The 26,521-nt window shown below is 67.9% G+C and carries 32 protein-coding genes; 2 read left to right on the top strand and 30 right to left on the bottom strand.

Annotation, left to right across the window (positions count from 1 at the left end; genetic code table 11):
- Positions 1–48 precede the first annotated feature (48 nt).
- The 23 genes from ABD329_RS33245 to rpsJ form a co-directional block, all read right to left on the bottom strand.
- Positions 49–705, bottom strand: coding sequence for an adenylate kinase (locus ABD329_RS33245; protein WP_198277577.1), 657 nt, complete (start codon positions 703–705; stop codon positions 49–51).
- On the bottom strand, positions 705–2,018 hold the full coding sequence (secY, locus tag ABD329_RS33240; protein WP_198277578.1) for a preprotein translocase subunit SecY: 1,314 nt from the start codon (positions 2,016–2,018) through the stop codon (positions 705–707). The genes ABD329_RS33245 and secY overlap by 1 nt, the downstream gene beginning before the upstream one ends.
- A 204-nt stretch (positions 2,019–2,222) precedes the next feature.
- Positions 2,223–2,678, bottom strand: coding sequence for a 50S ribosomal protein L15 (rplO, locus tag ABD329_RS33235; protein WP_051573167.1), 456 nt, complete (start codon positions 2,676–2,678; stop codon positions 2,223–2,225).
- Position 2,679: 1 nt separating this feature from the next.
- A complete protein-coding gene (rpmD, locus tag ABD329_RS33230) occupies positions 2,680–2,862 on the bottom strand; it encodes a 50S ribosomal protein L30 (RefSeq protein WP_037952898.1) in 183 nt (60 codons plus the stop codon).
- 2 nt (positions 2,863–2,864) lie between these two features.
- Positions 2,865–3,470 carry a 30S ribosomal protein S5 gene (rpsE, locus tag ABD329_RS33225; RefSeq protein ID WP_020869250.1) on the bottom strand — a complete coding sequence of 202 codons (606 nt, stop codon included), beginning with the start codon at positions 3,468–3,470 and terminating at the stop codon, positions 2,865–2,867.
- Between the two features lie 43 nt (positions 3,471–3,513).
- Positions 3,514–3,897 (bottom strand): 50S ribosomal protein L18, encoded by a 384-nt coding sequence (rplR, locus tag ABD329_RS33220; protein ID WP_020869251.1) that lies wholly within the window; start codon positions 3,895–3,897, stop codon positions 3,514–3,516.
- 3 nt (positions 3,898–3,900) lie between these two features.
- Positions 3,901–4,440, bottom strand: coding sequence for a 50S ribosomal protein L6 (gene rplF / locus ABD329_RS33215; RefSeq protein ID WP_037952896.1), 540 nt, complete (start codon positions 4,438–4,440; stop codon positions 3,901–3,903).
- Positions 4,441–4,460: 20 nt separating this feature from the next.
- Complete coding sequence (gene rpsH, locus ABD329_RS33210; protein ID WP_037952895.1) at positions 4,461–4,859, bottom strand: 30S ribosomal protein S8; 399 nt, start codon at positions 4,857–4,859, stop codon at positions 4,461–4,463.
- A gap of 209 nt (positions 4,860–5,068) precedes the next feature.
- On the bottom strand, positions 5,069–5,254 hold the full coding sequence (locus tag ABD329_RS33205; RefSeq protein WP_003956452.1) for a type Z 30S ribosomal protein S14: 186 nt from the start codon (positions 5,252–5,254) through the stop codon (positions 5,069–5,071).
- Positions 5,255–5,257: 3 nt separating this feature from the next.
- Entirely contained in the window at positions 5,258–5,818 is a 561-nt protein-coding gene (gene rplE / locus ABD329_RS33200) for a 50S ribosomal protein L5 (protein ID WP_020869255.1), read from the bottom strand.
- Complete coding sequence (gene rplX, locus ABD329_RS33195) at positions 5,818–6,141, bottom strand: 50S ribosomal protein L24 (RefSeq protein ID WP_198277579.1); 324 nt, start codon at positions 6,139–6,141, stop codon at positions 5,818–5,820. Before rplX ends, rplE begins: the two co-directional genes overlap by 1 nt.
- Before the next feature lie 3 nt (positions 6,142–6,144).
- Complete coding sequence (gene rplN, locus ABD329_RS33190; protein WP_003998823.1) at positions 6,145–6,513, bottom strand: 50S ribosomal protein L14; 369 nt, start codon at positions 6,511–6,513, stop codon at positions 6,145–6,147.
- A gap of 100 nt (positions 6,514–6,613) precedes the next feature.
- Positions 6,614–6,901, bottom strand: a complete 288-nt coding sequence (gene rpsQ, locus ABD329_RS33185) for a 30S ribosomal protein S17 (protein WP_014054172.1) — start codon at positions 6,899–6,901, stop codon at positions 6,614–6,616.
- On the bottom strand, positions 6,901–7,125 hold the full coding sequence (gene rpmC / locus ABD329_RS33180; protein WP_009715874.1) for a 50S ribosomal protein L29: 225 nt from the start codon (positions 7,123–7,125) through the stop codon (positions 6,901–6,903). Before rpmC ends, rpsQ begins: the two co-directional genes overlap by 1 nt.
- A complete protein-coding gene (gene rplP / locus ABD329_RS33175; RefSeq protein WP_014178774.1) occupies positions 7,125–7,544 on the bottom strand; it encodes a 50S ribosomal protein L16 in 420 nt (139 codons plus the stop codon). Before rplP ends, rpmC begins: the two co-directional genes overlap by 1 nt.
- Before the next feature lie 4 nt (positions 7,545–7,548).
- Positions 7,549–8,379 (bottom strand): 30S ribosomal protein S3, encoded by an 831-nt coding sequence (rpsC, locus tag ABD329_RS33170; protein WP_037952894.1) that lies wholly within the window; start codon positions 8,377–8,379, stop codon positions 7,549–7,551.
- On the bottom strand, positions 8,379–8,726 hold the full coding sequence (gene rplV / locus ABD329_RS33165; RefSeq protein WP_059148970.1) for a 50S ribosomal protein L22: 348 nt from the start codon (positions 8,724–8,726) through the stop codon (positions 8,379–8,381). The genes rpsC and rplV overlap by 1 nt, the downstream gene beginning before the upstream one ends.
- Positions 8,727–8,766: 40 nt before the next feature.
- Positions 8,767–9,048, bottom strand: coding sequence for a 30S ribosomal protein S19 (rpsS, locus tag ABD329_RS33160; RefSeq protein ID WP_020869258.1), 282 nt, complete (start codon positions 9,046–9,048; stop codon positions 8,767–8,769).
- A 12-nt stretch (positions 9,049–9,060) separates the two neighbouring features.
- Positions 9,061–9,897 (bottom strand): 50S ribosomal protein L2, encoded by an 837-nt coding sequence (rplB, locus tag ABD329_RS33155; protein WP_198277580.1) that lies wholly within the window; start codon positions 9,895–9,897, stop codon positions 9,061–9,063.
- Between the two features lie 47 nt (positions 9,898–9,944).
- Complete coding sequence (gene rplW / locus ABD329_RS33150; RefSeq protein WP_020869260.1) at positions 9,945–10,271, bottom strand: 50S ribosomal protein L23; 327 nt, start codon at positions 10,269–10,271, stop codon at positions 9,945–9,947.
- Entirely contained in the window at positions 10,271–10,924 is a 654-nt protein-coding gene (rplD, locus tag ABD329_RS33145) for a 50S ribosomal protein L4 (RefSeq protein ID WP_037952891.1), read from the bottom strand. The genes rplW and rplD overlap by 1 nt, the downstream gene beginning before the upstream one ends.
- Positions 10,925–10,932: 8 nt before the next feature.
- Positions 10,933–11,577 (bottom strand): 50S ribosomal protein L3, encoded by a 645-nt coding sequence (rplC, locus tag ABD329_RS33140; protein ID WP_020869262.1) that lies wholly within the window; start codon positions 11,575–11,577, stop codon positions 10,933–10,935.
- A 13-nt stretch (positions 11,578–11,590) separates the two neighbouring features.
- Positions 11,591–11,899, bottom strand: coding sequence for a 30S ribosomal protein S10 (gene rpsJ / locus ABD329_RS33135; protein ID WP_003948644.1), 309 nt, complete (start codon positions 11,897–11,899; stop codon positions 11,591–11,593).
- Between the two features lie 544 nt (positions 11,900–12,443).
- Between rpsJ and ABD329_RS33130 the strand changes: the two genes are divergently transcribed.
- Both ABD329_RS33130 and ABD329_RS33125 read left to right on the top strand, forming a co-directional pair.
- The gene (locus ABD329_RS33130; RefSeq protein ID WP_344317342.1) at positions 12,444–13,250 is read left to right on the top strand and encodes a DUF3152 domain-containing protein; all 807 of its coding nucleotides are present in this window, start codon (positions 12,444–12,446) and stop codon (positions 13,248–13,250) included.
- Positions 13,251–13,455: 205 nt separating this feature from the next.
- The gene (locus ABD329_RS33125; RefSeq protein ID WP_344317341.1) at positions 13,456–15,609 is read left to right on the top strand and encodes a PIG-L family deacetylase; all 2,154 of its coding nucleotides are present in this window, start codon (positions 13,456–13,458) and stop codon (positions 15,607–15,609) included.
- A 442-nt stretch (positions 15,610–16,051) separates the two neighbouring features.
- On the opposite strand, the gene ABD329_RS33120 is transcribed toward ABD329_RS33125, so the two are convergent.
- From ABD329_RS33120 to ABD329_RS33090, 7 genes are all read right to left on the bottom strand, one after another.
- Positions 16,052–17,161, bottom strand: coding sequence for an SRPBCC family protein (locus tag ABD329_RS33120; RefSeq protein WP_344317340.1), 1,110 nt, complete (start codon positions 17,159–17,161; stop codon positions 16,052–16,054).
- Positions 17,154–17,732 (bottom strand): hypothetical protein, encoded by a 579-nt coding sequence (locus tag ABD329_RS33115; protein WP_344317338.1) that lies wholly within the window; start codon positions 17,730–17,732, stop codon positions 17,154–17,156. Before ABD329_RS33115 ends, ABD329_RS33120 begins: the two co-directional genes overlap by 8 nt.
- A gap of 116 nt (positions 17,733–17,848) precedes the next feature.
- On the bottom strand, positions 17,849–19,042 hold the full coding sequence (tuf, locus tag ABD329_RS33110; protein WP_020869272.1) for an elongation factor Tu: 1,194 nt from the start codon (positions 19,040–19,042) through the stop codon (positions 17,849–17,851).
- Positions 19,043–19,267: 225 nt separating this feature from the next.
- On the bottom strand, positions 19,268–21,388 hold the full coding sequence (gene fusA / locus ABD329_RS33105) for an elongation factor G (protein ID WP_037952877.1): 2,121 nt from the start codon (positions 21,386–21,388) through the stop codon (positions 19,268–19,270).
- A gap of 38 nt (positions 21,389–21,426) precedes the next feature.
- On the bottom strand, positions 21,427–21,897 hold the full coding sequence (rpsG, locus tag ABD329_RS33100) for a 30S ribosomal protein S7 (protein WP_014178748.1): 471 nt from the start codon (positions 21,895–21,897) through the stop codon (positions 21,427–21,429).
- Positions 21,898–21,899: 2 nt separating this feature from the next.
- The gene (gene rpsL / locus ABD329_RS33095; protein ID WP_014054153.1) at positions 21,900–22,271 is read right to left on the bottom strand and encodes a 30S ribosomal protein S12; all 372 of its coding nucleotides are present in this window, start codon (positions 22,269–22,271) and stop codon (positions 21,900–21,902) included.
- Between the two features lie 330 nt (positions 22,272–22,601).
- On the bottom strand, positions 22,602–26,501 hold the full coding sequence (locus ABD329_RS33090; protein ID WP_086880015.1) for a DNA-directed RNA polymerase subunit beta': 3,900 nt from the start codon (positions 26,499–26,501) through the stop codon (positions 22,602–22,604).
- Positions 26,502–26,521: the final 20 nt, after the last annotated feature.

The following is a 26,521-nucleotide window of genomic DNA, read 5'->3' as shown; positions in this document are numbered from 1 at the left end:
GCGCCCGTGCCGGGCGCCGCGGCCGTTCCGTATGGGTCCTCGCGGCCTTCAGGCCGCCTTGGCGGCGAGGGCGTCCATCGCCCGCTGGGTGACCTCGGACACCTTGCCCAGCGCCGAGATCGTCACGACCAGGCCCTTGGCCTTGTAGTAGTCGATGATCGGCTCGGTCTCCCGGTGGTAGACCTCGAGGCGCTTGCGGACCGTCTCCTCGCTGTCGTCCTCGCGCTGGTACAGCTCGCCGCCGCAGACGTCGCACACGCCCGGGGTCTTCGGCTGCTTGTACTCCACGTGGAAGGTGTGCGAGCTGTCATTGCGGCAGGTACGACGGCCCGCGATGCGCTTGATCACCTCGGACTCGGGGACCTCCAGGTCCAGCACCGCGTCCAGCGAGACCCCACGCTGCGCCAGGTAGGTGTCCAGGGCCTCGGCCTGGATCTGGTTCCTCGGGAACCCGTCCAGCAGGAAGCCCTGCTGCGCGTCCTCCTGGTCCAGCCGGTCCTCCGCCATACCGATGGTGACCTCGTCCGGTACCAGCTGTCCGGCCCGCATGTACTCCTGCGCCTGCTTGCCGAGGGGGGTGCCCTGGCTGATGTTCGCGCGGAACAGGTCGCCGGTGGAGATATGCGGGATCGACAGCTTCTCGGCGAGGTACGCGGCCTGCGTACCCTTGCCGGCTCCCGGAGGCCCGACGAGGACGATTCGCATCAGCGGAGGAACCCTTCGTAGTGTCGCTGCTGAAGCTGGCTCTCGATCTGCTTCACAGTCTCCAGGCCGACACCCACGATGATCAGGATGCTCGTGCCGCCGAACGGGAAGTTCTGATTGGCATTGAGCGTCACCAGCGCCACCGTGGGCACCAGGGCGATCAAGCCCAGATAGAGCGCACCGGGCCACGTGATGCGGTTCAGCACGTAGCTCAGATACTCCGCGGTGGGACGACCAGCCCGGATACCCGGGATGAACCCACCATACTTCTTCATGTTGTCGGCAACTTCTTCGGGGTTGAAGCTGATGGCGACATAGAAGAATGCGAAGAAGACGATCAGCAGGAAGTACGTGGCGATGTAGATCGGGTGGTCGCCCTTGACGAAGTTCTGCGAGATCCAGGTCGCCCAGCCGGCCTTCGAATTGGAGAACTGGACGATCAGCGCCGGGATGTACAGCAGCGATGAGGCGAAGATCACGGGGATCACACCCGCCTGGTTCACCTTCATCGGGATGTAGGTGGACGTACCGCCGTAACTGCGACGGCCGATCATGCGTTTGGCGTACTGCACGGGGATCCGGCGCTGGGCCTGCTCGACGAAGACCACCAGGCCGACCATGGCCAGACCACAGAGGATCACCAGGCCGAACTCCAGCCAGCCACCCATGATCTTGCCCTGCTGCTTGATGCTCCACATCGCGCTCGGGAAGCCGGCGGCGATGGAGACGAACATCAGGATCGACATGCCGTTGCCGATGCCGCGGTCGGTGACCAGCTCACCGAGCCACATGATCAGCGCGGTGCCCGCGGTCATCGTGATGACCATCACGGCGGTGGTGAAGATCGAGTCGTCCCTGACGATCTGACCGCCGACCGGGCAGCTCTGGAAGAGCGAGCCGCTGCGGGCGGTGGCCACCAGGCCGGTGCCCTGGAGGATCGCCAGCGCGATGGTCAGGTAGCGGGTGTACTGCGTGATCTTCCCTTGACCGGCCTGGCCCTCCTTCTTGAGGGCCTCGAGGCGCGGGATCACCACGGTCAGCAGCTGGAGGATGATGCTCGCCGTGATGTACGGCATGATCCCGAGCGCGAAGATGGTGATCTGGAGCAGTGCGCCACCACTGAACATGTTGACCAGGCCGAACAGCCCCTGCTGGCCCTTGGCGAGGTCCATGCACGTCTGGACGTTCTTGTAGTCGATGCCCGGGATCGGGACATGTTGCCCGAGCCGGAAGAGCACGATGATGCCCAGCGTGAACAGCAGCTTCTTGCGCAGGTCGGGCGTCTTGAACGCCCGGGCGAACGCGGTGAGCACGGTGCCTCCTGCGCCCCCCGCGTCGCTTCGCGAGAGGTGACGGTCTTGAGGATCGACGGATACTTATCAGCCAGGACCCGCGCGGAGACGTACCGCGCGGAAGGTAACAACGCCAGCCACCTTACCGGCGACCCGGCCCCGCTTGGAACGACCAACCGGGGATGCCCCGTATCTGGGGCACCCCCGGTCAGAAACGCACCGTGCTCAGACGAGCTCGGTGACGGTGCCACCGGCGGCGGTGATCTTCTCCTTGGCGGAGCCGGAGACGGCGTCGACCGTCACCTGGAGCGCCACGGAGACCTCACCGGAGCCCAGCACCTTGACGAGCTGGTTCTTGCGAACCGCACCCTTGGCGACCAGGTCGGCCACCGTGACCTCGCCACCCTCGGGGTAGAGCGCGGCCAGCTTGTCCAGGTTCACGACCTGGTACTCGGTGCGGAAGGGGTTCTTGAAGCCCTTGAGCTTCGGGAGCCGCATGTGGAGGGGCATCTGCCCACCCTCGAAGCGCTCCGGAACCTGGTAGCGGGCCTTGGTGCCCTTGGTGCCACGACCAGCGGTCTTACCCTTGGACGCCTCACCACGACCGACACGGGTCTTGGCGGTCTTGGCGCCCGGGGCGGGCCGGAGGTTGTGGACCTTCAGCGGGTTGTTCTCCGCCATGTCAGTCGACCTCCTCGACCGTCACGAGGTGCCGCACGGTCTGCGCCATGCCGCGGAACTCGGGGCGGTCCTCCTTGACGACCACGTCGCCGAGCTTCTTCAGCCCGAGCGAACGCAGAGTGTCGCGGTGGTTCTGCTTGCTGCCGATGTACGACTTCGTCTGCGTGATCTTGAGGCGGGCCATGCTCACACACCCACCCCGGCACGCGCCCGCAGCAGAGCGGCGGGAGCGACGTCCTCGAGCGGCAGCCCACGGCGGGCGGCGATCTCCTCGGGGCGCTGAAGGCCCCGCAGAGCGGCCACCGTGGCGTGCACGATGTTGATCGGGTTCGACGAGCCGAGCGACTTGCTCAGCACGTCGTGGATGCCCGCGCACTCCAGCACGGCACGCACCGGGCCACCGGCGATCACACCGGTACCGGGCGACGCCGGCTTCAGCAGCACGACACCCGCGGCCTCCTCACCCTGGATCGGGTGCGGAATGGTGCCGGCGATCCGGGGGACCTTGAAGAAGTGCTTCTTGGCCTCCTCCACGCCCTTGGCGATCGCGGCCGGCACCTCCTTGGCCTTGCCGTAACCGACACCCACGGTGCCGTCACCGTCGCCCACCACGACCAGCGCGGTGAAGCTGAAGCGACGACCACCCTTCACAACCTTGGCGACGCGGTTGATCGCGACAACACGCTCGACGTAAGCGGTCTTCTCGGCGGCAGCGCCACCGTCCCGCCGGTCCTTCCGGTCCCGCCGCTCGCCGCCACCGGCGCCGCCACCGCGGCGCTGGGGTCCAGCCATTGGATTTACCTCTCTCGTTTCCGCTTTGCGTTGGAACCGGGGCTCAGAACTTCAGCCCGGCCTCGCGGGCGGCGTCCGCCAGAGCGGCGATGCGCCCGGCGTACTTGTTGCCACCGCGGTCGAACACGACGGCCTCGATGCCCGCGGCCTTCGCCCGCTCGGCCACCAGGGCGCCGACCTGCTGCGCCTGGGCGCTCTTGTCGCCCTCGGCCGCCCGGATGGAGCTGTCCAGCGTAGACGCCGAGGCCAGGGTGTGGCCCGCGATGTCGTCGATGACCTGCGCCACCATGTGACGGTTGGACCGCGTCACCACGAGGCGGGGGCGGACCGGCGTGCCGGAGACCCGCTTGCGGACGCGGATGTGACGCCGCTTGACGGCAGCCGCCTTACGGGCGTTGCCCTTGGCGATCTTCACACCGTATGCCATGGCTTACTTACCAGCCTTTCCGACCTTGCGGCGGATGACCTCGCCCGCGTACTTCACGCCCTTGGCCTTGTACGGGTCGGGCTTGCGCAGCTTGCGGATGTTCGCGGCGACCTCGCCGACCTTCTGCTTGTCGATGCCCTCGACGCTCAGCTTGGTCGGGGACTCCACCTTGAAGGAGATGCCCTCCGGGGCCTCGACCAGGATCGGGTGGCTGTAGCCCAGGGAGAACTCCAGGTTGGAGCCCTTCGCCTGGACGCGGTAACCGACACCGCTGATCTCGAGCGCCTTGCTGTAGCCCTGGGTCACGCCGGTGATCATGTTCGCCACCAGCGTGCGCGACAGGCCGTGCAGGGCCTTGTTCTGACGCTCGTCGTTCGGGCGGGTGACAACGAGGACGTTGTCCTCACCCTTGGCGACCTCGATCGGCGCGGCGACGGTGTGCGAGAGAGAGCCCTTGGGACCCTTCACGGCGACCGTGCGGCCATCGATGGTGACGTCCACACCAGCGGGAACCTGGATGGGCAGCTTGCCAATGCGCGACATGTGCTTCCTCCGTTCCCTGGTTACCAGACGTAGGCGAGGACTTCCCCACCCACGCCCTTCTTGCCGGCCTGCTTGTCGGTGAGGAGCCCGTGCGACGTGGAGATGATCGCCACGCCCAGGCCGCCGAGCACCTTCGGCAGGTTGGTGGACTTTGCGTAGACCCGCAGGCCCGGCTTCGAGATCCGCTTGATGCCGGCGATCGAGCGCTCGCGGTTCGGGCCGAACTTCAGCTCGAGGATGAGGCTCTTGCCGACCTCGGCGTCCTCGACCTTCCAGCCGGTGATGTAGCCCTCCTGCTGGAGGATCTCCGCGATATGCGACTTGATCTTGCTGTGGGGCATCACGACGGAGTCGTGGTACGCCGAGTTCGCGTTTCGCAGACGCGTCAGCATGTCTGCGATCGGATCGGTCATGGTCATGATGGCCTTCGGCCTCTCTCGCCGGGGTTTCCTGTATGCGCCATCCCTCTCACCCGCTCAGTGGCGGGCACGGGTGCGGCGCGGGGACCTACGGCGTAGTAAGGATTCTGGGCGGCGAGCGCCCAACCCTTCTACTCTACGGGAGCGGAGGGGCGGGGCTCGCCATCCATTTGCTTACCGAGAGCCCGGTATCAACCCGTAAGGGTTGATTACCAGGAGCTCTTGGTCACGCCCGGCAGCTCGCCGCGGTGAGCCATCTCACGGAGGCACACGCGGCACAGGCCGAACTTGCGGTACACGGAGTGCGGACGTCCGCAGCGCTGGCAGCGCGTGTAGGCACGCACGCCGAACTTGGGCTTGCGGGCGGCCTTGGCAATGAGAGCCTTCTTCGCCACGGCTCACGCCTCCTTGAACGGGAAGCCGAGGTGACGCAGCAGGGCGCGGCCCTCTTCGTCGTTGGTCGCCGTGGTCACCACGGTGATGTCCATACCCCGGACGCGGTCGATCTTGTCCTGGTCGATCTCGTGGAACATGACCTGCTCCGTGAGACCGAAGGTGTAGTTGCCCCGGCCGTCGAACTGCTTCGGCGACAGACCGCGGAAGTCGCGGATGCGCGGGAGCGCGAGCGACACCAGACGGTCCAGGAACTCCCACATGCGGTCACCGCGGAGGGTGACGTGGGCGCCGATCGGCTGGCCCTCACGCAGCTTGAACTGCGCGATGGACTTACGGGCCTTGGTGACGGCGGGCTTCTGGCCGGTGATCGTGGCGAGGTCGCGGATGGCGCCCTCGATCAGCTTGGAGTCGCGGGCGGCGTCGCCCACACCCATGTTGACCACGACCTTGGTCAGCCCCGGGATCTGCATGACGTTCTCGTAGGAGAACTGCTCCTGGAGCTTGCCCTGGATCTCTTCGCGGTAGCGCGCCTTGAGGCGCGGTGCAGTGGTGGTGGCAGTCATCAGATGTCCTCACCGGTCCGCTTGGCAACGCGGATCTTGTTGCCGTCGTCGTCGAAGCGGTATCCGACGCGGGTGACGACCTTGTTGCCGTCCTTCTCCACCACGAGCTGCACATTGCTCACGTGGATCGGGGCCTCGGTCGTCACGATGCCGCCGGTCTTCGAACCACGAGCGGTCTGTCCGGCCTTGGTGTGCTTCTTGACCCGGTTGACACCCTCGACCAGGACGCGGTCCTCGCGCGGGAAGGCCGCGATGACCTTGCCCTGCTTGCCCTTGTCCTTACCGGTGATGACCTGGACCAGGTCGCCCTTCTTGATCTTCATCGGTTACAGCACCTCCGGCGCGAGCGAGATGATCTTCATGAACTTCTTCTCGCGCAGCTCACGGCCCACCGGGCCGAAGATACGGGTGCCGCGGGGGTCGCCATCGTTCTTGAGGATGACGGCCGCGTTCTCGTCGAAGCGGATGTACGAACCGTCCGGGCGGCGGCGCTCCTTCACGGTGCGCACGATGACCGCCTTGACGACGTCACCCTTCTTCACGTTGCCACCGGGGATCGCGTCCTTGACGGTGGCGACGATGACGTCACCAATGCCCGCGTAGCGGCGACCGGAGCCACCGAGAACACGGATGCAAAGGATCTCCTTCGCGCCCGTGTTGTCGGCGACGCGCAGTCGCGACTCCTGCTGGATCACGTCTATCTCCTGATCGTCTGCCGGTTCCCGGCAGGGGCTGGATATACCCAGCCCCTGCCGAGCCTGGCGGAACTGTCCTGCGGACTATTGCCCGCAGGAATTACTTGGCCTTCTCGAGGATCTCGACGACGCGCCAGCGCTTGGTCGCGGACAGCGGCCGGGTCTCCATCAGGAGGACGCGGTCGCCGACACCCGCGGCGTTCTGCTCGTCGTGCGCCTTGAGCTTGTTGGTACGGCGGATGACCTTGCCGTACAGCGCGTGCTTGACGCGGTCCTCGACTGCGACGACGACGGTCTTGTCCATCTTGTCGCTGACGACCAGACCCTCACGGGTCTTGCGGAAGCCGCGGTTCTGCGTTGCGTTCTCAGTCACATTCGTCTCGCTCATCAGGCGCTCTCCACCGTCTCGATGCCGAGCTCGCGCTCCCGCATCAGGGTGTAGATCCGGGCGATGTCCTTCCGGACGGCCTTCAGCCGGCCGTGGTTCTCGAGCTGTCCGGTCGCCGCCTGGAAGCGGAGGTTGAACAGCTCTTCCTTGGCCTCACGCAGCTTGCCAACGAGGTCCTCGTTGTTCAGCTCACGCAGCTCGGACGCCTTGGTACCGGCCGCCATCACGACTCACCTGCCTCGCGCCGAACGATCCGGCACTTCATCGGGAGCTTGTGAGCAGCGCGGGTGAGCGCCTCACGCGCAGTCTTCTCGTTCGGGTAGGACAGCTCGAACATCACCCGACCGGGCTTGACGTTCGCGATCCACCACTCCGGCGAGCCCTTACCGGAACCCATGCGGGTCTCGGCGGGCTTCTTCGTCAGCGGACGGTCCGGGTAGATGTTGATCCAGACCTTGCCGCCACGCTTGATGTGGCGGGTCATCGCGATACGAGCGGCCTCGATCTGACGGTTGGTGACGTACGCCGGGGTGACGGCCTGGATGCCGTACTCGCCGAACGCCAGCTCCGTACCGCCCTTGGCCATGCCGGACCGCTTGGGGTGGTGCTGCTTGCGGTGCTTGACCCTGCGAGGGATCAGCATGGGGTCAGCTCTCCTTTCCGGCTGCGCTGGGCTCGGCCGCCGCCGCGGCGGGCGCCTCGGCCTTGCCGGCCTCGGCCGGCGCGGCGGACTGCTGCGGCTTACGGCCGCGGCCACCGCGCTCGCCACCACGGCGCTGCGGGCGGTCGCTGCCACCACGCGACGGGCGGTTGCCGGCGCGGGCGGCGGCGTTCTCGGCGCGGACCTCGGCGATGTTCTTCACGTCGCCCTTGTAGATCCACACCTTGACGCCGATGCGGCCGAAGGTGGTCTTGGCCTCGAAGAAGCCGTAGTCGACGTTGGCGCGGAGCGTGTGCAGGGGCACGCGGCCCTCGCGGTAGAACTCCGAGCGGGACATCTCGGCGCCGCCGAGACGGCCACCACACTGGATCTTGATGCCCTTGGCACCGGCCTTCATCGAGCTCTGCATCGACTTGCGCATCGCACGACGGAAGGAGACGCGGGAGGAGAGCTGCTCGGCGACGGCCTGGGCCACCAGCTGAGCGTCCACCTCGGGGTTCTTCACCTCGAGGATGTTGAGCTGCACCTGCTTGCCGGTGAGCTTCTCCAGCTCGCCGCGGATACGGTCGGCCTCCGCGCCGCGGCGGCCGATGACGATGCCCGGCCGGGCGGTGTGGATGTCGACGCGGACGCGGTCACGGGTGCGCTCGATCTCCACCTTGGAGATACCGGCGCGCTCCATGCCCTTCGTCATCATCCGGCGGATGGCGACGTCTTCCTTGACGTAGTCCTTGTACAGCTTGTCGGCGTACCAGCGCGACTTGAAGTCGGTGGTGATGCCGAGCCGGAACCCGTGCGGGTTTACCTTCTGGCCCATTACCGGGTTCCTTCCTTGCTGCTGACGACCACGGTGATGTGGCTGGTCCGCTTGCGGATCCGGTAGGCGCGGCCCTGGGCACGCGGACGGAACCGCTTCAGGGTCGGGCCCTCGTCGACGTACGCCTCGGAGATGAAGAGGCTGTCGGCGTCGGTGTGGTCGTAGTTGTGCGCGGCGTTGGCGATGGCGCTGTCCAGCACCTTGCCGACCGGCACGCTCGCGGCCTGCGGGGCGAAACGCAGGACCGCCTGGGCCTCCGTGGCACTCATGCCACGGATGAGGTCCACCACGCGGCGGGCCTTCATGGGCGTGACGCGGATGTACCGCGCCTGGGCCCTGGCTTCCATGGTTGTCCCTTCGGTGTCTGTCATGAGTCTTTTCCGCTGATCAGCGACGACGCGACTTGCGGTCGTCCTTCTCATGGCCGCGGAAGGTGCGGGTCGGCGCGAACTCGCCGAGCTTGTGGCCGACCATCGACTCGGTGACGAACACCGGGACGTGCTTGCGGCCGTCGTGCACCGCGATCGTGTGGCCGAGCATGGCCGGGACGATCATCGAGCGGCGGGACCAGGTCTTGATGACGTTCTTGGTGCCTGCTTCGTTCTGCGTGTCCACCTTCTTGATCAGGTGGTCGTCGACGAAGGGCCCCTTCTTGAGACTGCGCGGCATCTAAACCCGCTCCTAGCGCTTCTTGTTCGTCTTGCGGCGGCGGACGATGTACTTGTTGCTGGCCTTCTTCGGCGAGCGCGTACGGCCCTCCTTCTGACCCCACGGCGAGACCGGGTGGCGACCACCGGAGGTCTTGCCCTCACCACCACCGTGCGGGTGGTCGACGGGGTTCATGACCACACCACGAACGGTCGGGCGGACGCCCTTCCAGCGCATGCGGCCGGCCTTGCCCCAGTTGATGTTCGACTGCTCGGCGTTGCCGACCTCGCCGACGGTGGCGCGGCAGCGGACGTCGACCAGGCGGATCTCACCGGACGGCATGCGCAGGTGGGCCATGGCGCCCTCCTTCGCCAGCAGCTGCACGGAGGCACCCGCGGAGCGGGCGAACTTCGCGCCGCCGCCGGGCCGCAGCTCGATGGCGTGGAGCGTGGTACCAACCGGGATGTTGCGCAGCGCGAGGTTGTTACCGGGCTTGATGTCGGCGCCGGGGCCGTTCTCAATGCGGTCGTTCTGCTTCAGGCCACGCGGGGCGAGGATGTAGCGCTTCTCGCCGTCGGCGTAGTGCAGCAGCGCGATGCGCGCGGTGCGGTTGGGGTCGTATTCGATGTGTGCGACCTTCGCCGGGACGCCGTCCTTGTCGTGACGGCGGAAGTCGATCACGCGGTACGCACGCTTGTGACCGCCACCCTGGTGGCGGACCGTGATGCGGCCGGCGTTGTTACGACCACCCTTGCTGTGCAGCGGGCGGACCAGCGACTTCTCCGGCGTGGACCGCGTGATCTCGACGAAGTCGGCGACGCTGGAGCCACGACGGCCCGGGGTCGTCGGCTTGTACTTGCGGATACCCATTTCTCAGTCCTCGGAAGATTCCGGACTTCTGGACGTTCCGATCTCCGTCAGGAGACCGGGCCGCCGAAGATGTCGATGCGGTCGCCCTCGGCGAGGGTCACGATGGCGCGCTTGGTGTCCTTGCGCTTGCCGTAGCCGGTGCGGGTGCGCTTGCGCTTGCCCTGCCGGTTGATCGTGTTGACCCCGGTGACCTTGACCGAGAAGACCGCCTCGACGGCCTGCTTGATCTGGGTCTTGTTCGCGCGCGGGTCGACGATGAACGTGTACTTGTTCTCGTCCAGCAGCGCGTAGCTCTTCTCCGAGACCACCGGCTTGACGAGAACGTCGCGGGGGTCGGTGAAGGTCTTGCTGGTGACAGCGGTCGCCTCACTCATCAGGCGGCGCTCCCTTCGGTCTTCTCAGCGGCCTTGGGACCAGCCACGAAGGACTCGAAGGCGGCCTTGGTGAAGACCACGTCGTCGGAGACGAGCACGTCGTACGTGTTCAGCTGGCCCGGCTCCAGGATGTGCACCTGGGGCAGGTTGCGGGCGGACAGCCACGCGGCCTCGTCGCTCCGCTCGGCGACCAGGAGCACGTTCTTGCGCTCGCTGATCTTGCCCAGCAGGGCCTTCGCGGCCTTGGTGGAGATCTCGCCGTCGACCACGCCGGTCACGACGTGGATGCGCTCGTGACGCGCCCGGTCGGAGAGGGCACCGCGCAGCGCGGCGGCCTTCATCTTCTTCGGGGTGCGCTGGCTGTAGTCGCGCGGCACGGGGCCGTGCACGACGCCACCGCCGGCGAACTGCGGCGCGCGGGTCGAACCCTGGCGCGCGCGGCCGGTGCCCTTCTGGCGGTACGGCTTCTTGCCACCGCCGCGGACCTCACCACGGGTCTTGGTCTTGTGCGTGCCCTGACGGGCAGCGGCCAGCTGGGCGACGACGACCTGGTGGATCAGCGGAACGCTGACCTGCGCGTCGAAGATCTCCGCGGGGAGCTCGACGGACCCGGCCTTGTCGCCTGCCGGCGAAAGGATGTCAATGGTGCTCATCGGTTACCTCAGGCCCCCTTGGCCGCGGTACGGACCAGGACGAGGCCGCCGTTCGGACCAGGAACCGCTCCCTTGATCAGGAGCAGACCCTTCTCCGCGTCAACGGCGTGGACGGTCAGGTTCTGGGTGGTGACCCGCTCATTGCCCATGCGGCCGGCCATGCGCAGGCCCTTGAACACGCGGCCCGGGGTGGCGCAGCCACCGATGGAGCCCGGCGAGCGGTGCTTGCGCTGGGTGCCGTGGCCGGCGCCGAGGCCGCCGAAGCCGTGGCGCTTCATGACACCGGCGGTGCCCTTGCCCTTGCTGGTGCCGGTCACGTCGACCTTGACACCGGACTCGAACACCTCGGCCGTGACCTCCTGGCCGAGCGTGTACTCACCGGCGTCGGCGGTACGCAGCTCCACCAGGTGGCGGCGCGGGGTCACATCCGCCTTGGCGAAGTGGCCCTTGAGCGGCTTGTTCACCTTGCGCGGGTCGATCTCGCCGAAGGCGATCTGGACGGCGCTGTAGCCGTCCGCGTCATCGGTGCGGACCTGGGTCACGACGCAGGGACCGGCCTTGACGACGGTGACCGGGACGACGCGGTTGTTCTCGTCCCACACCTGCGTCATGCCGAGCTTCTCGCCCAGGACGCCCTTGATCTGCTTAGCCATCTCGCGCGTCACCTCAGAGCTTGATCTCGATGTCGACGCCCGCCGGCAGGTCGAGACGCATGAGCGAGTCAACCGTCTTCGGCGTGGGGTCGAGGATGTCGATGAGGCGCTTGTGCGTACGCATCTCGAAGTGCTCGCGCGAGTCCTTGTACTTGTGCGGCGACTTGATGACGCAGTACACGTTCTTCTCTGTGGGCAGCGGCACCGGGCCCGCGACCGACGCACCAGTCCGGGTCACCGTCTCGACGATCTTCTTCGCCGAGGAGTCGATGACCTCGTGGTCGTAAGCCTTGAGCCGGATGCGGATCTTCTGTCCCGCCATGGCTACTTCGTAGTCCTGTCTCTCGTAACGCTCTGGGACCCGATGGCGTTCGTGCCCCTCCTCCACCTCACTTCCGACCCACGCGGTCGGGCGTGTCGCAGCCCTTCCCATAAATCTCCGCACGGAGATCCCTGGTGAAGGGGGTTGCTGGGGGAGAAAGTCACCCACCGGGCGCCTGGCTGGGGCCCCGCTGACGCTTCCCGGAAGATTCCCGTACTTCCGCCCCTGATCAGGGGCGACGAGTACTGTGGGACTCGCTTCCGGTCCTCCCGGCGGGAGGCGCGCAGCATCGGCACTCAACCGAGCAACCTGGTTAGTGTGCCATAGCGGCTGCTCCGGACGCCAATCAGGGGCCCGGAAGCGTACCCCTCGCGGGGCGCACTTCAAACTCGGCGCGTACCGGAGGCCGGGGCACGACGTCGCGTGCGGCTGTGCTCCCCCGATGTGACCCCGCGCGCAACAGGGCACAAGCCCCAACCGGTCACCCTCGCCACACGTCTCTCCAGGGGAACACACGACACTGACACCCCCTGGAAGCGCCCCCATGACCTCCACCGCTCAGGCCCCCGGCCCATCCACCTCACCACCAAGACGACGGGGGCGCAGCACCCGGAGCGCCCGCCCCCGGAACGTGGCGGTGGCACTGGCCGCCGGTGCGGCCCTGGTCGCCGGGGTGGTGTTCGCGTTACGCGACGACGACGGCGGCACGACACGCTCCGCCCACGCGACACCCCCGCCGCCCGACGCCATCTCGGCCACCTCCAGACCCCCTCGCCCGGGCTCCCGCCCCACCGCGACCGGCGAATTCGGCACCGCGAAGTCCTCCGGCGCGGTGATCGGCAAGGGAAGCGATCTACGGCGGTTCAAGGTCATGGTGGAGAAGGGCACCGGCATCGACGCGAAGCGGGCCGCTGCCGAGATCTCGGCGATCCTCGCCGACAGGCGCGGCTGGACCCGCGACGGCGAGCACTCCTTCCAGCTGGTCGCCGACGGCCCCTCCGACTTCGAGGTGAAGATCGCCACCCCGGACACGGTCGACGAGATCTGCGGCGCCGTGGGCCTGGACACCCATGGCGAGGTCAACTGCGACGCCGGCACCCAGATCATGGTCAACCTGGACCGCTGGACCACCGGCTCACCGGAGTTCTCCGGCCCCATCGGCGGCTACCGGGCGCTGATCGTCAACCACGAAGTCGGCCACCGCATCGGCCACGGCCACGAGAGCTGCCCCGGGAAGGGCAAACGGGCGCCGGTGATGATGCAGCAGATCTACGGGCTCAAGGGCTGTGTCGCGAACGAGTGGCCCTACAGCGCGAATGGCAGGTACATCGAGGGCCCGGCGGTCCCGTGACGACTGCATGTGATCGATCGCGGTGAGGTCGGTGTCGCTCGTGAAGGGGCCGGCCGCCGGCGGTATGCGGTGGCCCCGTGGCGGCGATGTGCCCAATCTGTGACCGACACCTCCCGGCCATCGGACAACCTGTCAAGATCACCGACCGTCCCTTCACTCGGAGCAGCCGGAGACTACGCGCTGCCGAAGTGACAGGGTCACCAAATTGAACAGTCGATGGACATCGCGGGGGGCGCGGACCACCCGCAGGCAGACGCTCGCCGCGCTGGCGGCGCTCACCGCCGGGGGAGCCGTGGGGGTCGCCGGGGTCACCGGGATCGCCGGATGCGGGGCCGGACATTCGGGCGGCACGGCGGCAGAGCCCGCGCGGGCCAGTGAGCCCGGGGCGGCGGAGCCGTTCACCTCGACGGCGGGCGACAAGCGGGCGCTGCTGTTGCAGATCATGGCGCACCCCGATGACGATCTGTACTTCATGAACCCGGACGCCGAGCATGTGCTGCGCTCCGGTGTTCCGGTGGTGTGCGTGTACGTCACGGCCGGTGAGGCCCGGGGGATCAACCATCGGGCGGGGACGCCGATCCCGCCCGCCGACAAGGCCGCGTACTCCGCCTCCCGCCACCAGGGGCTGCGGCAGGCGTACGCGCAGATGATGGGGCTGAACCAGTTCGCGCCCTGGCAGCGGTCGGTGTTGCGGCTGCCCGGCGGGGTCACGGCGGAGACCAACACCCTCGCCAACGGCGCCCGTGGCGTCCGGCTGATCTTCCTCAACATCGCGATGCTGTCGGACGGCGGCGTACGGATCCCGGCGCTGTGGGACACCCCGGGCACCGTGATGCGCACCCTCCTGGCCACCGGCTCCCCCGTGGCGCACCCCAGCTCGTACGGCCACCAGACACTGGTCGACGTGCTCGCCGGGATCATGGACCGCTATCGGCCCACGCTGATCCACACGCTGGACCCGGACCCCGACTTCCAGGTGCACGACGTCCTGCACCCCAAGGACAACGACCAGCCGGGCTGCTCGGACCACCGCGACCACACTCCGGTCGCGCTGTTCACCTGGAAGGCGATCGCCCAGTGGGTGGCCGCCGCCACACAGCGGGACAAGCACGCCCCGCGCTTCACCACCACCGCGTTCCGCGGCTACTACAACCAGCGCTGGCCGCACAATCTGCCGCCCGCGGTGCTCGCCCAGAAGGCCCGGGCGATCAAGTCCTACGGCGGTGCGCCGGACTGGGACTGCGGCAACGCGGCCGGCTGCGGCGACTACAGCCAGGGCGGGGTGCGCCCGCTGCGGAACCGCAAGGGCTGGATCCGCTCCACCCACTACCGCTATCCCGCCTCGCTGCCCGCGCCCACCACGGACGCCCAGGGGCGGCTCGTGGCATACGGCGTGCTCGGCGCCCAGGCCGTGCGGTGGCGCGAGACCGGGCCGGGCAGCGGGCGGTTCGGGGCGCCGCAGGGGCTCGGCGGCGGACCGCTCGCCCCGGCGCTCGCCGCGGTGCGGGACAGCGCGGGGCGGCAGGTGCTGTTCGCGCTGCGGTTCGCGGCACTGGCCGGGCAGGGCGCGGGCGACCTGCGCGAGATCGTGGTGCTTGAGCAGCGCCGCCCGGACGGCCCGTTCCGCGCCTGGACCGGCCTCGGCACCCCCGAGAGCGACCCCGAGCACGGCCGCCGGGTCGGCTGCCCGGCGGCGGTCGCCACCCCGGACGGCCGGGTGCACCTCTTCGTACGGACCGCGGACAAGGGCCTGGCCACCCGAGTACGGGACGCGAAGGGCCACTGGGGTCCCTGGCAGCGGCTCGGCGGCGCCGAGATCCAGGACGGGCTGACCGCGCTCCTGGACGCCGAGGGGCAGGTCCATGTCCTCGCCCCCGGCCGCGACACCGTCCACCACTGGGCCCAGGAGTGGGCCGGGGGCCCGGTCGCCCTGCGCCCGCCGTCCGGTCTGCCGCGCCCGGGCGGGGATCAGCTGGGCGCCGCGGTGGCCCCCGACGGAACGCTCGCGCTGATCTACCGCACCCCCACCGCCACGGTGCCCGCCGTCCACGGCGAAACCTCCCTCACGGTGCGGCACTTCGAGGGATACGGGGCGATCGCCGCCCACACCGTGGCCGAACCGTCCGGCAGCCGCGAGGCGAAGACGCTGCTGCTGGTCGGCCGCGACCTGGGCGGGGAGGTCCAGGTCCAGTACGGCACCGGCCCGGACGCCAAACCGCTGCGCTCCCCCGGCCATCTGACCCCGGTCGGCGCCCCGGCCACCCTGGCGGACGACGGCCATCAGGGCGTCTGCGTGGTGGGCCTGTCCCCCGACGCCGCCCCCTGGATCTGGCGCCCCCGCCCCACCTCGCGGGCGTAGCCCCCCTGCCGCCGCCCCCTGCCGCCGCCCACGGGTGCCCGCCCAGTGGGCGGCCCCGCCCGGCGCCCCCAGAGCGACGTCCTCGGTGAACGTCGTCCGGGCCGCGTCCCGGCGCGTCCCGCTCGGCGACATCCCGGGTCCGCGTCCGCGGTCCGGCGCGCCGGGGCATCACCAGGCGCACGTCGTCCGGGGCGCGCCCCCAGCGCGTGTCCGCCCCCCATCGCCGCGCGCCGCCCCGGGCGGCGTCCCGGGCGACGTCCCCGGGCGACGTCCCCGGGCCGCGTTCCGTGCGGATCCCCGAGTCGGCCGTCGACCCGGCTCCCCGTGCGGCCTTCGCGGTCCCCGTGCGGCCACGGGCTCCCTCGTACGGCATGGCCGGGGCCCCACCCGGCGTCTTGCGTCCGGGTGGGGCCCCGTCGTGTCCGGCGGTCGCCGGCGGGGCTCAGCGGCGGGCCGCGGCGGGGCGGCGGCCGGACTCCTCCTCGAGCTCCTCTTCGGGCTCCTCGGGCTCCTCATACGCCTCGGCGTCCTCGGGTTCCTCCGGCTCCTCCGACTCTTCGGCCTCGTCCGGCTCCCCGGCGGCCTCCGGCTCCTCCTCGTACTCCTCGTCGTACTCCTCGGGCTCGGCGCCTTCGGGTTCCTCCTCGTACTCATCCTCAGCGTCGGCCGCCTCGTCCGGCTCATCGGCGTCTCCCCCGGTCTCCTCGCCCGCTCCGGTCTCGCCGCCAGCCTCGCCGTTCTCGTCGGCCTGCTCGCGCTCTTCCTCCTCCACGGCCGTCTCGTGGTCCTGCACGACCTCGCCGTCCCGGATCTCGCCGCGCCAGCCGTCCGTGGCCTCGCCGCGCATCATGATGAACTTCCGATAGAGCTTCAGATCGAGCCGGGCCCTTCGGCCCTGGGCCCGCCATATATTGCCGGTCTTCTCGAAGAGCCCCTTGGGGAAGTACTCGAGAACCAGCAGCACCCGCGTGAGGTTGTCGCCGAGCGGGTGAAAGGTGACGACGCCCTTGACGGTGCCCTTCGCACCCTCCGTGGTCCAGCTGATCCGCTCGTCGGCCACCTGCTCGGTGACGTTCGCCTTCCAGCTGCGGGTGGACTTGGCGACCTTCACCTTCCAGTTGCTGCTGGTGTCGTCGGCCTTCTCGACGCTGACGACCCCCTTGGCGAAGGTGCTGAACTCCTGGAACTGGGTCCACTGGTTGTACGCCTCGCGGACCGGCACCCCGACGTCGATGTCCTCGACGACCGTCACGCTCTTGGACTTGCCGCCTCCGCTCTTGCCCTTGCCGCCCTTGCCGAAGACCCCTTTGACCTTCTCCTTCAGCGAGTCCTTGAGCGAGTCCTTCAGCTGGGACGTACCGGCCTTCATCAGGGCCTGCCCCGGAGACTTGCCCTCGGAGAGGGACTGCGCTCCCTTGGCGAGCCCCGAGCCGAGGCCGGAGATCGCATGGGTAGCCCGTGCCTGGACATAGTCGCGCAGCTCGTCCTTCAGGCGGTCGGTGGCCGGATCCTTGACGATGTCGTCCTTGAGCTTGCCGAGCGTGTCAGCCATTGCGGCCCCCCGCGGTCCTGGCGGTCTTCTTCGCCGCGGCCTTCTTCGCCGTGGTCTTCTTGGCCGCGGCCTTCTTCGCCGTGCCGGAACCGGACGCGGCGGTCTTCTTCGCCGGGCGGGCCGGGGCCTTGGCCGCCGCCTTGCGCGGCGACCTCGGCGCCTTCGGCTTCCGCTTCGGCTCGGGTTCCGCCTCGCCCTCCGGCCCGTCGGCGGGCTCCTCGTCCCCGCCCCGGTCCCGCTCGTCCTCGGCGTCGGCCTCCTCGTCCTCGTCCCCGCCTTCGCCGCGCAGCAGCGCCGTGCGCTCGTGCAGCGAGTCGGCGAGGCCGCTCACCCGGCCGGAGACGGCCTTGGTCGCGGCCTGCCGGGTGGCGTCGACCAGCTCCTTGCGGACCTCCGAGTTGAGGCCGCTCAGCAGCGGCGCCTCGGCGAGGGACTTCTTCAGCTGTTGCGGATCCAGCGTGATCTTCTTGCCGGCCAGCAACATGCCCAGCCCGACAGCGAGTTTCGCCTTCTTCGTACGCCCGAGGAGGTAGCCCCCCACGACCGCGACCGCGATCTTGCCATTTGTCATCATCTGTTCGCTCCCGAAGTCGAACGCGGCTTCGATGTGGACGGCCGGGTACCCACATACGAAAGAGCCCCACCCGCAATAAGCGAATGGGGCTCTTTGCTCCGGGGAGCGTCAGGTCACTTGTTGATCTTGGTGACCTGGCCGGCGCCGACGGTCCGGCCACCCTCACGGATGGCGAACTTCAGGCCCTCCTCCATGGCGACCGGCTGGATCAGCTGGACGGACATCTCGGTGTTGTCGCCCGGCATGACCATCTCGGTGCCCTCGGGGAGGGTCACAACGCCCGTCACGTCCGTGGTACGGAAGTAGAACTGCGGACGGTAGTTGTTGAAGAACGGCGTGTGGCGGCCACCCTCGTCCTTGGACAGGATGTACGCCTGGGCCTCGAACTCGGTGTGCGGGGTGACCGAGCCCGGCTTGATGATGACCTGGCCGCGCTCGACGTCCTCGCGCTTGATGCCGCGGAGCAGCAGACCGACGTTCTCACCGGCCTGGCCCTCGTCGAGCAGCTTGCGGAACATCTCGATACCGGTGACGGTGGTCGAGGTCTTCTCCTGCTTGATGCCGATGATGTCGACGTTCTCGTTGACCTTCAGCACACCGCGCTCGATACGGCCGGTGACGACCGTACCGCGACCGGTGATGGTGAAGACGTCCTCGATCGGCATCAGGAACGGCTTGTCGACGTCGCGCTCCGGCTGCGGGATCGACTCGTCGACGGCCTTCATCAGGTCGAGGACGGACTTGCCCCACTCGGCGTCGCCCTCGAGCGCCTTGAGCGCCGAGACCTTGATGACCGGAACGTCGTCGCCCGGGAACTCGTACTCGGAGAGCAGCTCGCGGACCTCGAGCTCGACGAGCTCCAGGATCTCCTCGTCGTCCACCATGTCGGCCTTGTTCAGGGCGACAACGATGTACGGCACGCCGACCTGGCGGGCCAGGAGCACGTGCTCCTTGGTCTGCGGCATCGGGCCGTCGGTGGCGGCGACCACGAGGATGGCGCCGTCCATCTGCGCCGCACCGGTGATCATGTTCTTGATGTAGTCAGCGTGACCGGGGCAGTCAACGTGCGCGTAGTGACGCGACTCGGTCTGGTACTCGACGTGCGCGATGGAGATGGTAATACCGCGCTGGCGCTCCTCAGGAGCCTTGTCGATCTGGTCGAAGGCCGAGGCCTCGTTCAGGTCCGGGTACGCGTCATGCAGCACCTTGGTGATCGCAGCGGTAAGCGTGGTCTTACCGTGGTCGATGTGACCGATGGTGCCGATGTTGACGTGCGGCTTAGTCCGCTCGAACTTCGCCTTCGCCACTGGGGTCCTCCTGTGGAGTGGTTCTGTACGCATCCACACTTTGCGGATGGGTTCAGGTGGTCTTACCGAACCGGCCAGGACCCCGAGGGGGATGCCCTTCGCCGTATTCGTATGGGGGCCGGCGGCCGGGGCCCGTCATGGAACGCGGTGAACGCGCTCCACGACGGAATGCCCCGATGCCTTGTGCTTCCAGCCTAAAGGGTGAGAAATGCGGATGAACCCGCCTTACTCGCCCTTGGCCTTCGCGATGATCTCCTCGGCGACGTTCCGCGGAACCTCGGCGTAGGAGTCGAACTGCATGGAGTAGCTGGCGCGGCCGGACGTCTTGCTGCGCAGGTCGCCCACGTAGCCGAACATCTCCGACAGCGGAACCAGGCCGGTGACCAGCTTGGCGCCGCTCCGGTCCTCCATGGACTGGATCTGCCCGCGACGGGAGTTGATGTCGCCGATCACGTCACCCATGTAGTCCTCGGGCGTGGTGACCTCGACCTTCATCATCGGCTCGAGCAGGGCCGGGCTGGCCTTGCGGGCGGCCTCCTTGAAGGCCATCGAACCGGCGATCTTGAACGCCATCTCGGACGAGTCGACCTCGTGGTAGCCACCGTCGAGCAGGGTGACCTTCACACCGGTCAGCGGGTAGCCCGCGAGCACGCCGAACTCCATGGCCTCCTGGCAGCCCGCGTCCACCGACGGGATGTACTCCCGCGGGATGCGGCCACCGGTGACCTTGTTCTCGAACTCGTAGCCATCGCCCTCGAGCGGCTCCAGCGCGATCTGCACCTTCGCGAACTGGCCGGAACCACCAGTCTGCTTCTTGTGCGTGTAGTCGTACCGCTCGACCGGCTTGCGCAGCGTCTCGCGGTAGGCCACCTGCGGCTTACCGACGTTGGCCTCGACCTTGAACTCCCGGCGCATGCGGTCGACCAGCACATCGAGGTGCAGCTCGCCCATGCCGGAGATGATCGTCTGGCCGGTCTCCTCGTCGGTCTTGACGCGGAAGGACGGGTCCTCCTCGGCAAGCCGCTGGATCGCGACGGCCAGCTTCTCCTGGTCGCCCTTGGACTTCGGCTCGATGGCCACCTCGATGACCGGGGCCGGGAAGTCCATCGACTCCAGGATCACCGGGTTCGCCGCGTCGGAGAGGGTCTCACCGGTGGTGGTCTGCTTCAGACCCATGACGGCGACGATGTCGCCGGCACCCACCGAGTCGATCTCCTCACGCTTGTTGGCGTGCATCCGGTAGATCTTGCCGATGCGCTCCTTCTTGCCCTTCACGGAGTTCAGCACCTGGGTGCCGGCGTCCATGCGGCCGGAGTACACACGGATGAAGGTGAGCTTGCCGAGGTGCGGGTCGCTCGCGATCTTGAACGCCAGGGCCGACAGCGGCTCTTCCTCGGAAGGACGGCGCTTGATGACCTCGTCGGGGTCCTTGACCGAGTGGCCCTCGATCGCCTCGATGTCGATCGGCGACGGCAGGTACCGGACGACCGCGTCGAGCAGGGGCTGCACGCCCTTGTTCTTGAACGCGGTGCCGCAGAACACGGGGGTGACGGTGGTGCCGCCGCCCTTGCCGGAGGCGATGGTGATACGGCGGATCGCCGCGTACAGCTGCTCCTCGGTGGGCTCCTCGCCCTCCAGGTACAGCTCCATCATCTCTTCGTCGTTCTCGGCGACGCCCTCGAGCAGCTTGCCGCGCCACTCGTCGGCGGCCTCGGTGTGGGTGTCCGGGATGTCGACGGTGTCGTACATCTCGCCCTTGGTGGCCTCGGCGGACCAGACCAGCGCCTTCATCTGGACGAGGTCGACCACGCCCTTGAAGTCGGCCTCGGTGCCGATCGGCAGCTGCATGACCAGCGGCACCGCGCCGAGGCGGTCCGTGATCATGTCGACGCAGCGGTGGAACTCCGCACCGGTGCGGTCGAGCTTGTTGACGAAGCAGATACGCGGAACGCCGTAGCGGTCCGCCTGACGCCACACCGTCTCGGACTGCGGCTCGACACCGGCCACGCCGTCGAACACCGTCACGGCACCGTCGAGCACGCGCAGGCTGCGCTCCACCTCAACGGTGAAGTCGACGTGGCCCGGGGTGTCGATGATGTTGATCGTGTGGTCGACGTTCTCGAGCGGCCAGTGACAGGTCGTCGCGGCGGACGTGATGGTGATGCCGCGCTCCTGCTCCTGCTCCATCCAGTCCATGGTGGCGGCGCCATCGTGGACTTCACCGATCTTGTAGCTCACGCCGGTGTAGAAGAGGATCCGCTCGGTGGTGGTCGTCTTGCCCGCGTCGATGTGGGCCATGATCCCAATGTTGCGGACCTTGGCCAGGTCAAGTGAAGTGGTGGCCATATGGCTCAGTCTTCTCTCGGTTCTCGATGGGGTAGCGACTACCAGCGGTAGTGCGCGAAGGCCTTGTTGGACTCGGCCATCTTGTGGGTGTCCTCGCGACGCTTGACGGAGGCGCCCAGACCATTGCTGGCGTCCAGCAGCTCGTTCATCAGGCGCTCGGTCATGGTCTTCTCGCGACGGGCGCGGGAGTAACCCACCAGCCAGCGCAGCGCCAGGGTGGAGGAGCGACCGGGACGGACCTCGACCGGCACCTGGTAGGTGGCGCCACCGACACGGCGGGAGCGGACCTCGAGGGTCGGCTTGACGTTCTCCAGCGCGCGCTTGAGGGTGATGACCGGGTCGTTGCCGGACTTCTCGCGCAGGCCCTCCATGGCGCCGTAGACAATGCGCTCGGCGGTGGAGCGCTTGCCGTTCAGCAGGACCTTGTTGATGAGGGACGTCACCAGAGGAGAGTTGTAAACCGGGTCGATGATGACCGGGCGCTTCGGGGCGGGACCCTTACGAGGCATTCTTACTTCTCCTTCTTGGCGCCGTAGCGGCTGCGAGCCTGCTTGCGGTTCTTGACGCCCTGCGTGTCGAGGGAGCCGCGGATGATCTTGTAACGAACACCCGGCAGGTCCTTCACACGACCGCCACGCACGAGCACGATGGAGTGCTCCTGGAGGTTGTGTCCCTCACCCGGGACGTAGGCGGTGACCTCGATCCCACTGCTCAGCCGGACACGCGCGACCTTGCGGAGCGCCGAGTTCGGCTTCTTCGGCGTCGTGGTGAACACGCGGGTGCATGTACCACGGCGCTGCGGCGACCCCGCGAGGGCGGGGGTCTTGTTCTTCTCGACCTTGTCCTGGCGGCCCTTGCGGACCAGCTGCTGGATCGTAGGCACCGTTTCTCCGGTTTCTGTGTGCCAGTCTCGGTAAAGCTAACCTGGAGTTTCTCCGACCCACGCGGTCGGGTGTGTCGCGCACCGCAGCCCTCTGCGAAAGTCAGAGAGTGCAGATTGTTGGTGTCGACACCTCGGGCCCCCGAGCGGTCTGGAAGCGCGCACAGGAGCCCAGGGACACCCCAGGCACAAGGTCAGAGCGTACCTATAGCATCGGCTCCGGTCAAAACAAATGCACACGCGCTGGACACACCAACCCGGAGCATAGCCGCAGGGCGGCCACCCCCGCCATGGGGTGACCGCCCTGTGAACACTGACCAGCCGTCCGCCGACCTACTGGTTGTACGGACCGTAGTCGTAGTCCTCCAGCGGAACCGCCTGGCCGGAGCCCGTGCCGAAGGGCGAGTAGTCGATGTCGTCGTAGCCGACGGCCGAGTACATCGCGGCCTTCGCCTCCTCGGTCGGCTCGACCCGGATGTTGCGGTAGCGGGACAGGCCCGTACCGGCCGGGATGAGCTTACCGATGATCACGTTCTCCTTGAGGCCGATCAGGGAGTCCGACTTGGCGTTGATCGCCGCGTCGGTGAGCACCCGGGTCGTCTCCTGGAAGGACGCCGCCGACAGCCAGGACTCGGTCGCCAGCGAGGCCTTGGTGATACCCATCAGCTGCGGACGGCCGGAGGCCGGGTGGCCGCCTTCCTGGACCACACGACGGTTCTCACCCTCGAAGCGCGAGCGCTCCACGAGCTCGCCCGGCAGCAGCTCCGCGTCGCCGGACTCGATGATCGTCACCCGGCGCAGCATCTGCCGGATGATGATCTCGATGTGCTTGTCGTGGATCGACACACCCTGCGAGTTGTAGACCTTCTGGACCTCGCCCACCAGGTGCACCTGGACGGCGCGCTGGCCGAGGATGCGCAGCACGTCGTGCGGGTTGACGGCACCCACGGTCAGCGGCTGGCCGACCTCGACGTGGTCGCCCTCGCCCACCAGCAGACGGGACCGCTTGGAGACGCCGTAGGCCGTCTCGTCGGAGCCGTCGTCCGGGGTGACGACGAGCTTCTTGGTCTTCTCGGTCTCCTCGATCCGGACCCGGCCGGCCGCCTCCGAGATCGGGGCGACACCCTTGGGCGTACGGGCCTCGAAGAGCTCGACGACACGCGGCAGACCCTGGGTGATGTCGTCACCGGCCACACCACCGGTGTGGAAGGTACGCATCGTCAGCTGGGTGCCGGGCTCACCGATGGACTGGGCGGCGATGATGCCGACCGCCTCGCCGATGTCCACCAGCTTGCCGGTCGCCAGCGAGCGGCCGTAGCACATGGCGCAGGTGCCGACGGCGGACTCGCAGGTGAGCACCGAGCGGGTCTTGACCGTCTCCACGTTGTGACGGACCAGCTCGTCGATGAGCACATCGCCCAGGTCGGTACCGGCCGGGGCCAGGACCTTCCCGTCCACGACGATGTCCTCGGCGAGGCAGCGCGCGTACACGCTGGTCTCGACGTCCTCCGTCTTGCGCAGCACGCCGTCCGCGCCCGTGGTCGCGATCGCCAGCTTGAGGCCGCGGTCGGTGCCGCAGTCCTCCTCGCGGATGATCACGTCCTGCGAGACGTCCACCAGACGACGGGTCAGGTAACCCGAGTCGGCGGTACGCAGGGCGGTGTCGGCGAGACCCTTACGGGCACCGTGGGTGGAGATGAAGTACTCCAGCACGGAGAGACCCTCACGGAACGACGCCTTGATGGGCCGCGGGATGGTCTCGTTCTTCGCGTTGGACACCAGACCACGCATACCGGCGATCTGACGCATCTGCATCATGTTTCCGCGCGCGCCCGAGTTGACCATCATGAAGATCGGGTTGGTCTTCGGGAAGTTCGCGTTCATCGCCTCGGCGACCTCGTTGGTCGCCTTGGTCCAGATCGCGATCAGCTCCTGGGTGCGCTCGTCCTTGGTGATCAGACCGCGCTCGTACTGCTTCTGGACCTTCTCGTCCTGCGCCTCGTAGCCCTCGATGATGGCCTTCTTGGCCTCGGGCACGACCACGTCGGAGATGGCGACGGTGACACCGGAGCGGGTGGCCCAGTGGAAACCGGCCGCCTTCAGGTTGTCCAGCGTCGCCGCGACGATGACCTTGGGGTAGCGCTCGGCGAGGTCGTTGACGATCTCGGAGAGCTGCTTCTTGCCCACCGAGTAGTCGACGAACGGGTAGTCCTCGGGCAGCAGCTCGTTGAAGAGCGCGCGGCCCAGCGTGGTGCGCAGCCGGAAGCTGTCACCGGGCTGCCAGGCGGGCTCCCCCTCCTCGGGCACCGGCGGGGTCCAGCCACGGGGCGGGACGGTGCCGATCGGGAAGCGGATGTCGATCTTCGCCTGGAGCGAGAGCTCCCGGGCGTCGAACGCCATGATCGCCTCGGCGGTGGAGCCGAAGGAACGGCCCTCACCGACGACCTCGCGCTCCTCCTCATCGGTGGTGAGGAAGAACAGGCCCAGCACCATGTCCTGGGTCGGCATGGTCACCGGACGGCCGTCGGCCGGCTTGAGGATGTTGTTCGAGGACAGCATCAGGATGCGGGCCTCGGCCTGCGCCTCCGCGGACAGCGGCAGGTGCACGGCCATCTGGTCACCGTCGAAGTCCGCGTTGAACGCGGTGCAGACGAGCGGGTGAATCTGAATGGCCTTGCCCTCGACCAGCTGCGGCTCGAACGCCTGGATACCGAGGCGGTGCAGGGTGGGCGCACGGTTCAGCAGCACCGGGTGCTCGGCGATGACCTCTTCGAGCACGTCGTACACGACCGTGCGGCCGCGCTCGACCATGCGCTTGGCCGACTTGATGTTCTGCGCGTGGTTCAGGTCCACCAGGCGCTTCATCACGAACGGCTTGAAGAGCTCCAGCGCCATGGCCTTGGGCAGACCGCACTGGTGCAGCTTGAGCTGCGGGCCGACGACGATGACCGAACGGGCCGAGTAGTCGACGCGCTTACCGAGCAGGTTCTGACGGAACCGGCCCTGCTTGCCCTTCAGCATGTCGCTGAGGGACTTCAGCGGACGGTTACCGGGGCCGGTGACCGGGCGGCCACGGCGGCCGTTGTCGAAGAGGGCGTCAACGGCCTCCTGAAGCATGCGCTTCTCGTTGTTGACGATGATCTCGGGGGCACCGAGGTCCAGGAGCCTCTTCAGCCGGTTGTTCCGGTTGATCACACGGCGGTACAGGTCGTTCAGGTCGGAGGTCGCGAAGCGGCCACCGTCCAGCTGCACCATCGGACGCAGGTCCGGCGGGATCACCGGGATGCAGTCCAGCACCATGCCGTTGGGGCTGTTCCGGGTCTGGAGGAAGGCGGAGACGACCTTCAGGCGCTTGAGCGCACGGGTCTTCTTCTGGCCCTTGCCGGTCCGGATGATCTCGCGGAGCTTCTCGGCCTCCTCGTCGAGGTCGAAGGACTCCAGGCGCTTCTGGAGCGCCGCGGCGCCCATGCCGCCCATGAAGTACGTGCCGAAGCGGTCACGCAGCTCGCGGTAGAGCAGCTCATCGCCCTCCAGGTCCTGGACCTTGAGGTTCTTGAAGCGGTTCCACACCTCGTCGAGACGGTCGATCTCGCGCTGGGCGCGGTCGCGCAGCTGCTTCATCTCGCGCTCGGCGCCCTCGCGCACCTTACGGCGCACATCGGCCTTGGCACCCTCGGCCTCGAGCTCGGCGAGGTCCGCCTCCAGCTTCTTGGCGCGGGCCTCGAGGTCCGCGTCGCGACGCTGCTCGATCTGCTGGCGCTCGACGGAGACATGGGCCTCCAGCGAGGGCAGATCGCGCGTGCGGCGCTCCTCGTCCACCCACGTGATCATGTAGGCGGCGAAGTAGATGACCTTCTCGAGGTCCTTCGGGGCGAGGTCGAGCAGGTAGCCCAGACGGCTGGGCACGCCCTTGAAGTACCAGATGTGGGTGACGGGAGCGGCCAGCTCGATGTGGCCCATCCGCTCACGGCGCACCTTGGCGCGGGTGACCTCGACACCGCAGCGCTCACAGATGATGCCCTTGAAGCGGACGCGCTTGTACTTCCCGCAGTAGCACTCCCAGTCCCGGGTCGGACCGAAGATCTTCTCGCAGAAGAGTCCGTCCTTTTCGGGCTTGAGGGTGCGGTAGTTGATGGTTTCCGGCTTCTTGACCTCACCGTGGGACCACTGACGGATGTCATCAGCGGTGGCGAGGCCGATCCGCAGCTCGTCGAAGAAGTTGACGTCGAGCACTTGTCGTCAATCCCTCTTTC

It is taken from the genome of Streptomyces javensis, from assembly GCF_039525925.1.
GTDB lineage: Bacteria > Actinomycetota > Actinomycetes > Streptomycetales > Streptomycetaceae > Streptomyces > Streptomyces asiaticus.
Note: the sequence above shows the minus strand (reverse complement) of the source record. Positions and strands in the feature narration are given on the sequence as shown.

Excerpts from the sequence above, each read along its gene's own strand:
- ABD329_RS33245 (WP_198277577.1), bottom strand. The coding sequence starts at position 705 with ATGCGAATCGTCCTCGTCGGGCCTCCGGGAGCCGGCAAGGGTACGCAG.
- rplO (WP_051573167.1), bottom strand. The coding sequence starts at position 2,678 with ATGGCGGAGAACAACCCGCTGAAGGTCCACAACCTCCGGCCCGCCCCG.
- rpmD (WP_037952898.1), bottom strand. The coding sequence starts at position 2,862 with ATGGCCCGCCTCAAGATCACGCAGACGAAGTCGTACATCGGCAGCAAG.
- rpsE (WP_020869250.1), bottom strand. The coding sequence starts at position 3,470 with ATGGCTGGACCCCAGCGCCGCGGTGGCGGCGCCGGTGGCGGCGAGCGG.
- rplR (WP_020869251.1), bottom strand. The coding sequence starts at position 3,897 with ATGGCATACGGTGTGAAGATCGCCAAGGGCAACGCCCGTAAGGCGGCT.
- rplF (WP_037952896.1), bottom strand. The coding sequence starts at position 4,440 with ATGTCGCGCATTGGCAAGCTGCCCATCCAGGTTCCCGCTGGTGTGGAC.
- rpsH (WP_037952895.1), bottom strand. The coding sequence starts at position 4,859 with ATGACCATGACCGATCCGATCGCAGACATGCTGACGCGTCTGCGAAAC.
- rplE (WP_020869255.1), bottom strand. The coding sequence starts at position 5,818 with ATGACTGCCACCACCACTGCACCGCGCCTCAAGGCGCGCTACCGCGAA.
- rplX (WP_198277579.1), bottom strand. The coding sequence starts at position 6,141 with ATGAAGATCAAGAAGGGCGACCTGGTCCAGGTCATCACCGGTAAGGAC.
- rpsQ (WP_014054172.1), bottom strand. The coding sequence starts at position 6,901 with ATGAGCGAGACGAATGTGACTGAGAACGCAACGCAGAACCGCGGCTTC.
- rpmC (WP_009715874.1), bottom strand. The coding sequence starts at position 7,125 with ATGGCGGCCGGTACCAAGGCGTCCGAGCTGCGTGAGCTGAACAACGAG.
- rplP (WP_014178774.1), bottom strand. The coding sequence starts at position 7,544 with ATGCTGATCCCTCGCAGGGTCAAGCACCGCAAGCAGCACCACCCCAAG.
- rpsC (WP_037952894.1), bottom strand. The coding sequence starts at position 8,379 with ATGGGCCAGAAGGTAAACCCGCACGGGTTCCGGCTCGGCATCACCACC.
- rplV (WP_059148970.1), bottom strand. The coding sequence starts at position 8,726 with ATGGAAGCCAGGGCCCAGGCGCGGTACATCCGCGTCACGCCCATGAAG.
- rpsS (WP_020869258.1), bottom strand. The coding sequence starts at position 9,048 with ATGCCGCGCAGTCTCAAGAAGGGGCCCTTCGTCGACGACCACCTGATC.
- rplB (WP_198277580.1), bottom strand. The coding sequence starts at position 9,897 with ATGGGTATCCGCAAGTACAAGCCGACGACCCCGGGCCGTCGTGGCTCC.
- rplW (WP_020869260.1), bottom strand. The coding sequence starts at position 10,271 with ATGAGTGAGGCGACCGCTGTCACCAGCAAGACCTTCACCGACCCCCGC.
- rplD (WP_037952891.1), bottom strand. The coding sequence starts at position 10,924 with ATGAGCACCATTGACATCCTTTCGCCGGCAGGCGACAAGGCCGGGTCC.
- rplC (WP_020869262.1), bottom strand. The coding sequence starts at position 11,577 with ATGGCTAAGCAGATCAAGGGCGTCCTGGGCGAGAAGCTCGGCATGACG.
- rpsJ (WP_003948644.1), bottom strand. The coding sequence starts at position 11,899 with ATGGCGGGACAGAAGATCCGCATCCGGCTCAAGGCTTACGACCACGAG.
- ABD329_RS33130 (WP_344317342.1), top strand. The coding sequence starts at position 12,444 with ATGACCTCCACCGCTCAGGCCCCCGGCCCATCCACCTCACCACCAAGA.
- ABD329_RS33120 (WP_344317340.1), bottom strand. The coding sequence starts at position 17,161 with ATGGCTGACACGCTCGGCAAGCTCAAGGACGACATCGTCAAGGATCCG.
- ABD329_RS33115 (WP_344317338.1), bottom strand. The coding sequence starts at position 17,732 with ATGACAAATGGCAAGATCGCGGTCGCGGTCGTGGGGGGCTACCTCCTC.
- fusA (WP_037952877.1), bottom strand. The coding sequence starts at position 21,388 with ATGGCCACCACTTCACTTGACCTGGCCAAGGTCCGCAACATTGGGATC.
- rpsG (WP_014178748.1), bottom strand. The coding sequence starts at position 21,897 with ATGCCTCGTAAGGGTCCCGCCCCGAAGCGCCCGGTCATCATCGACCCG.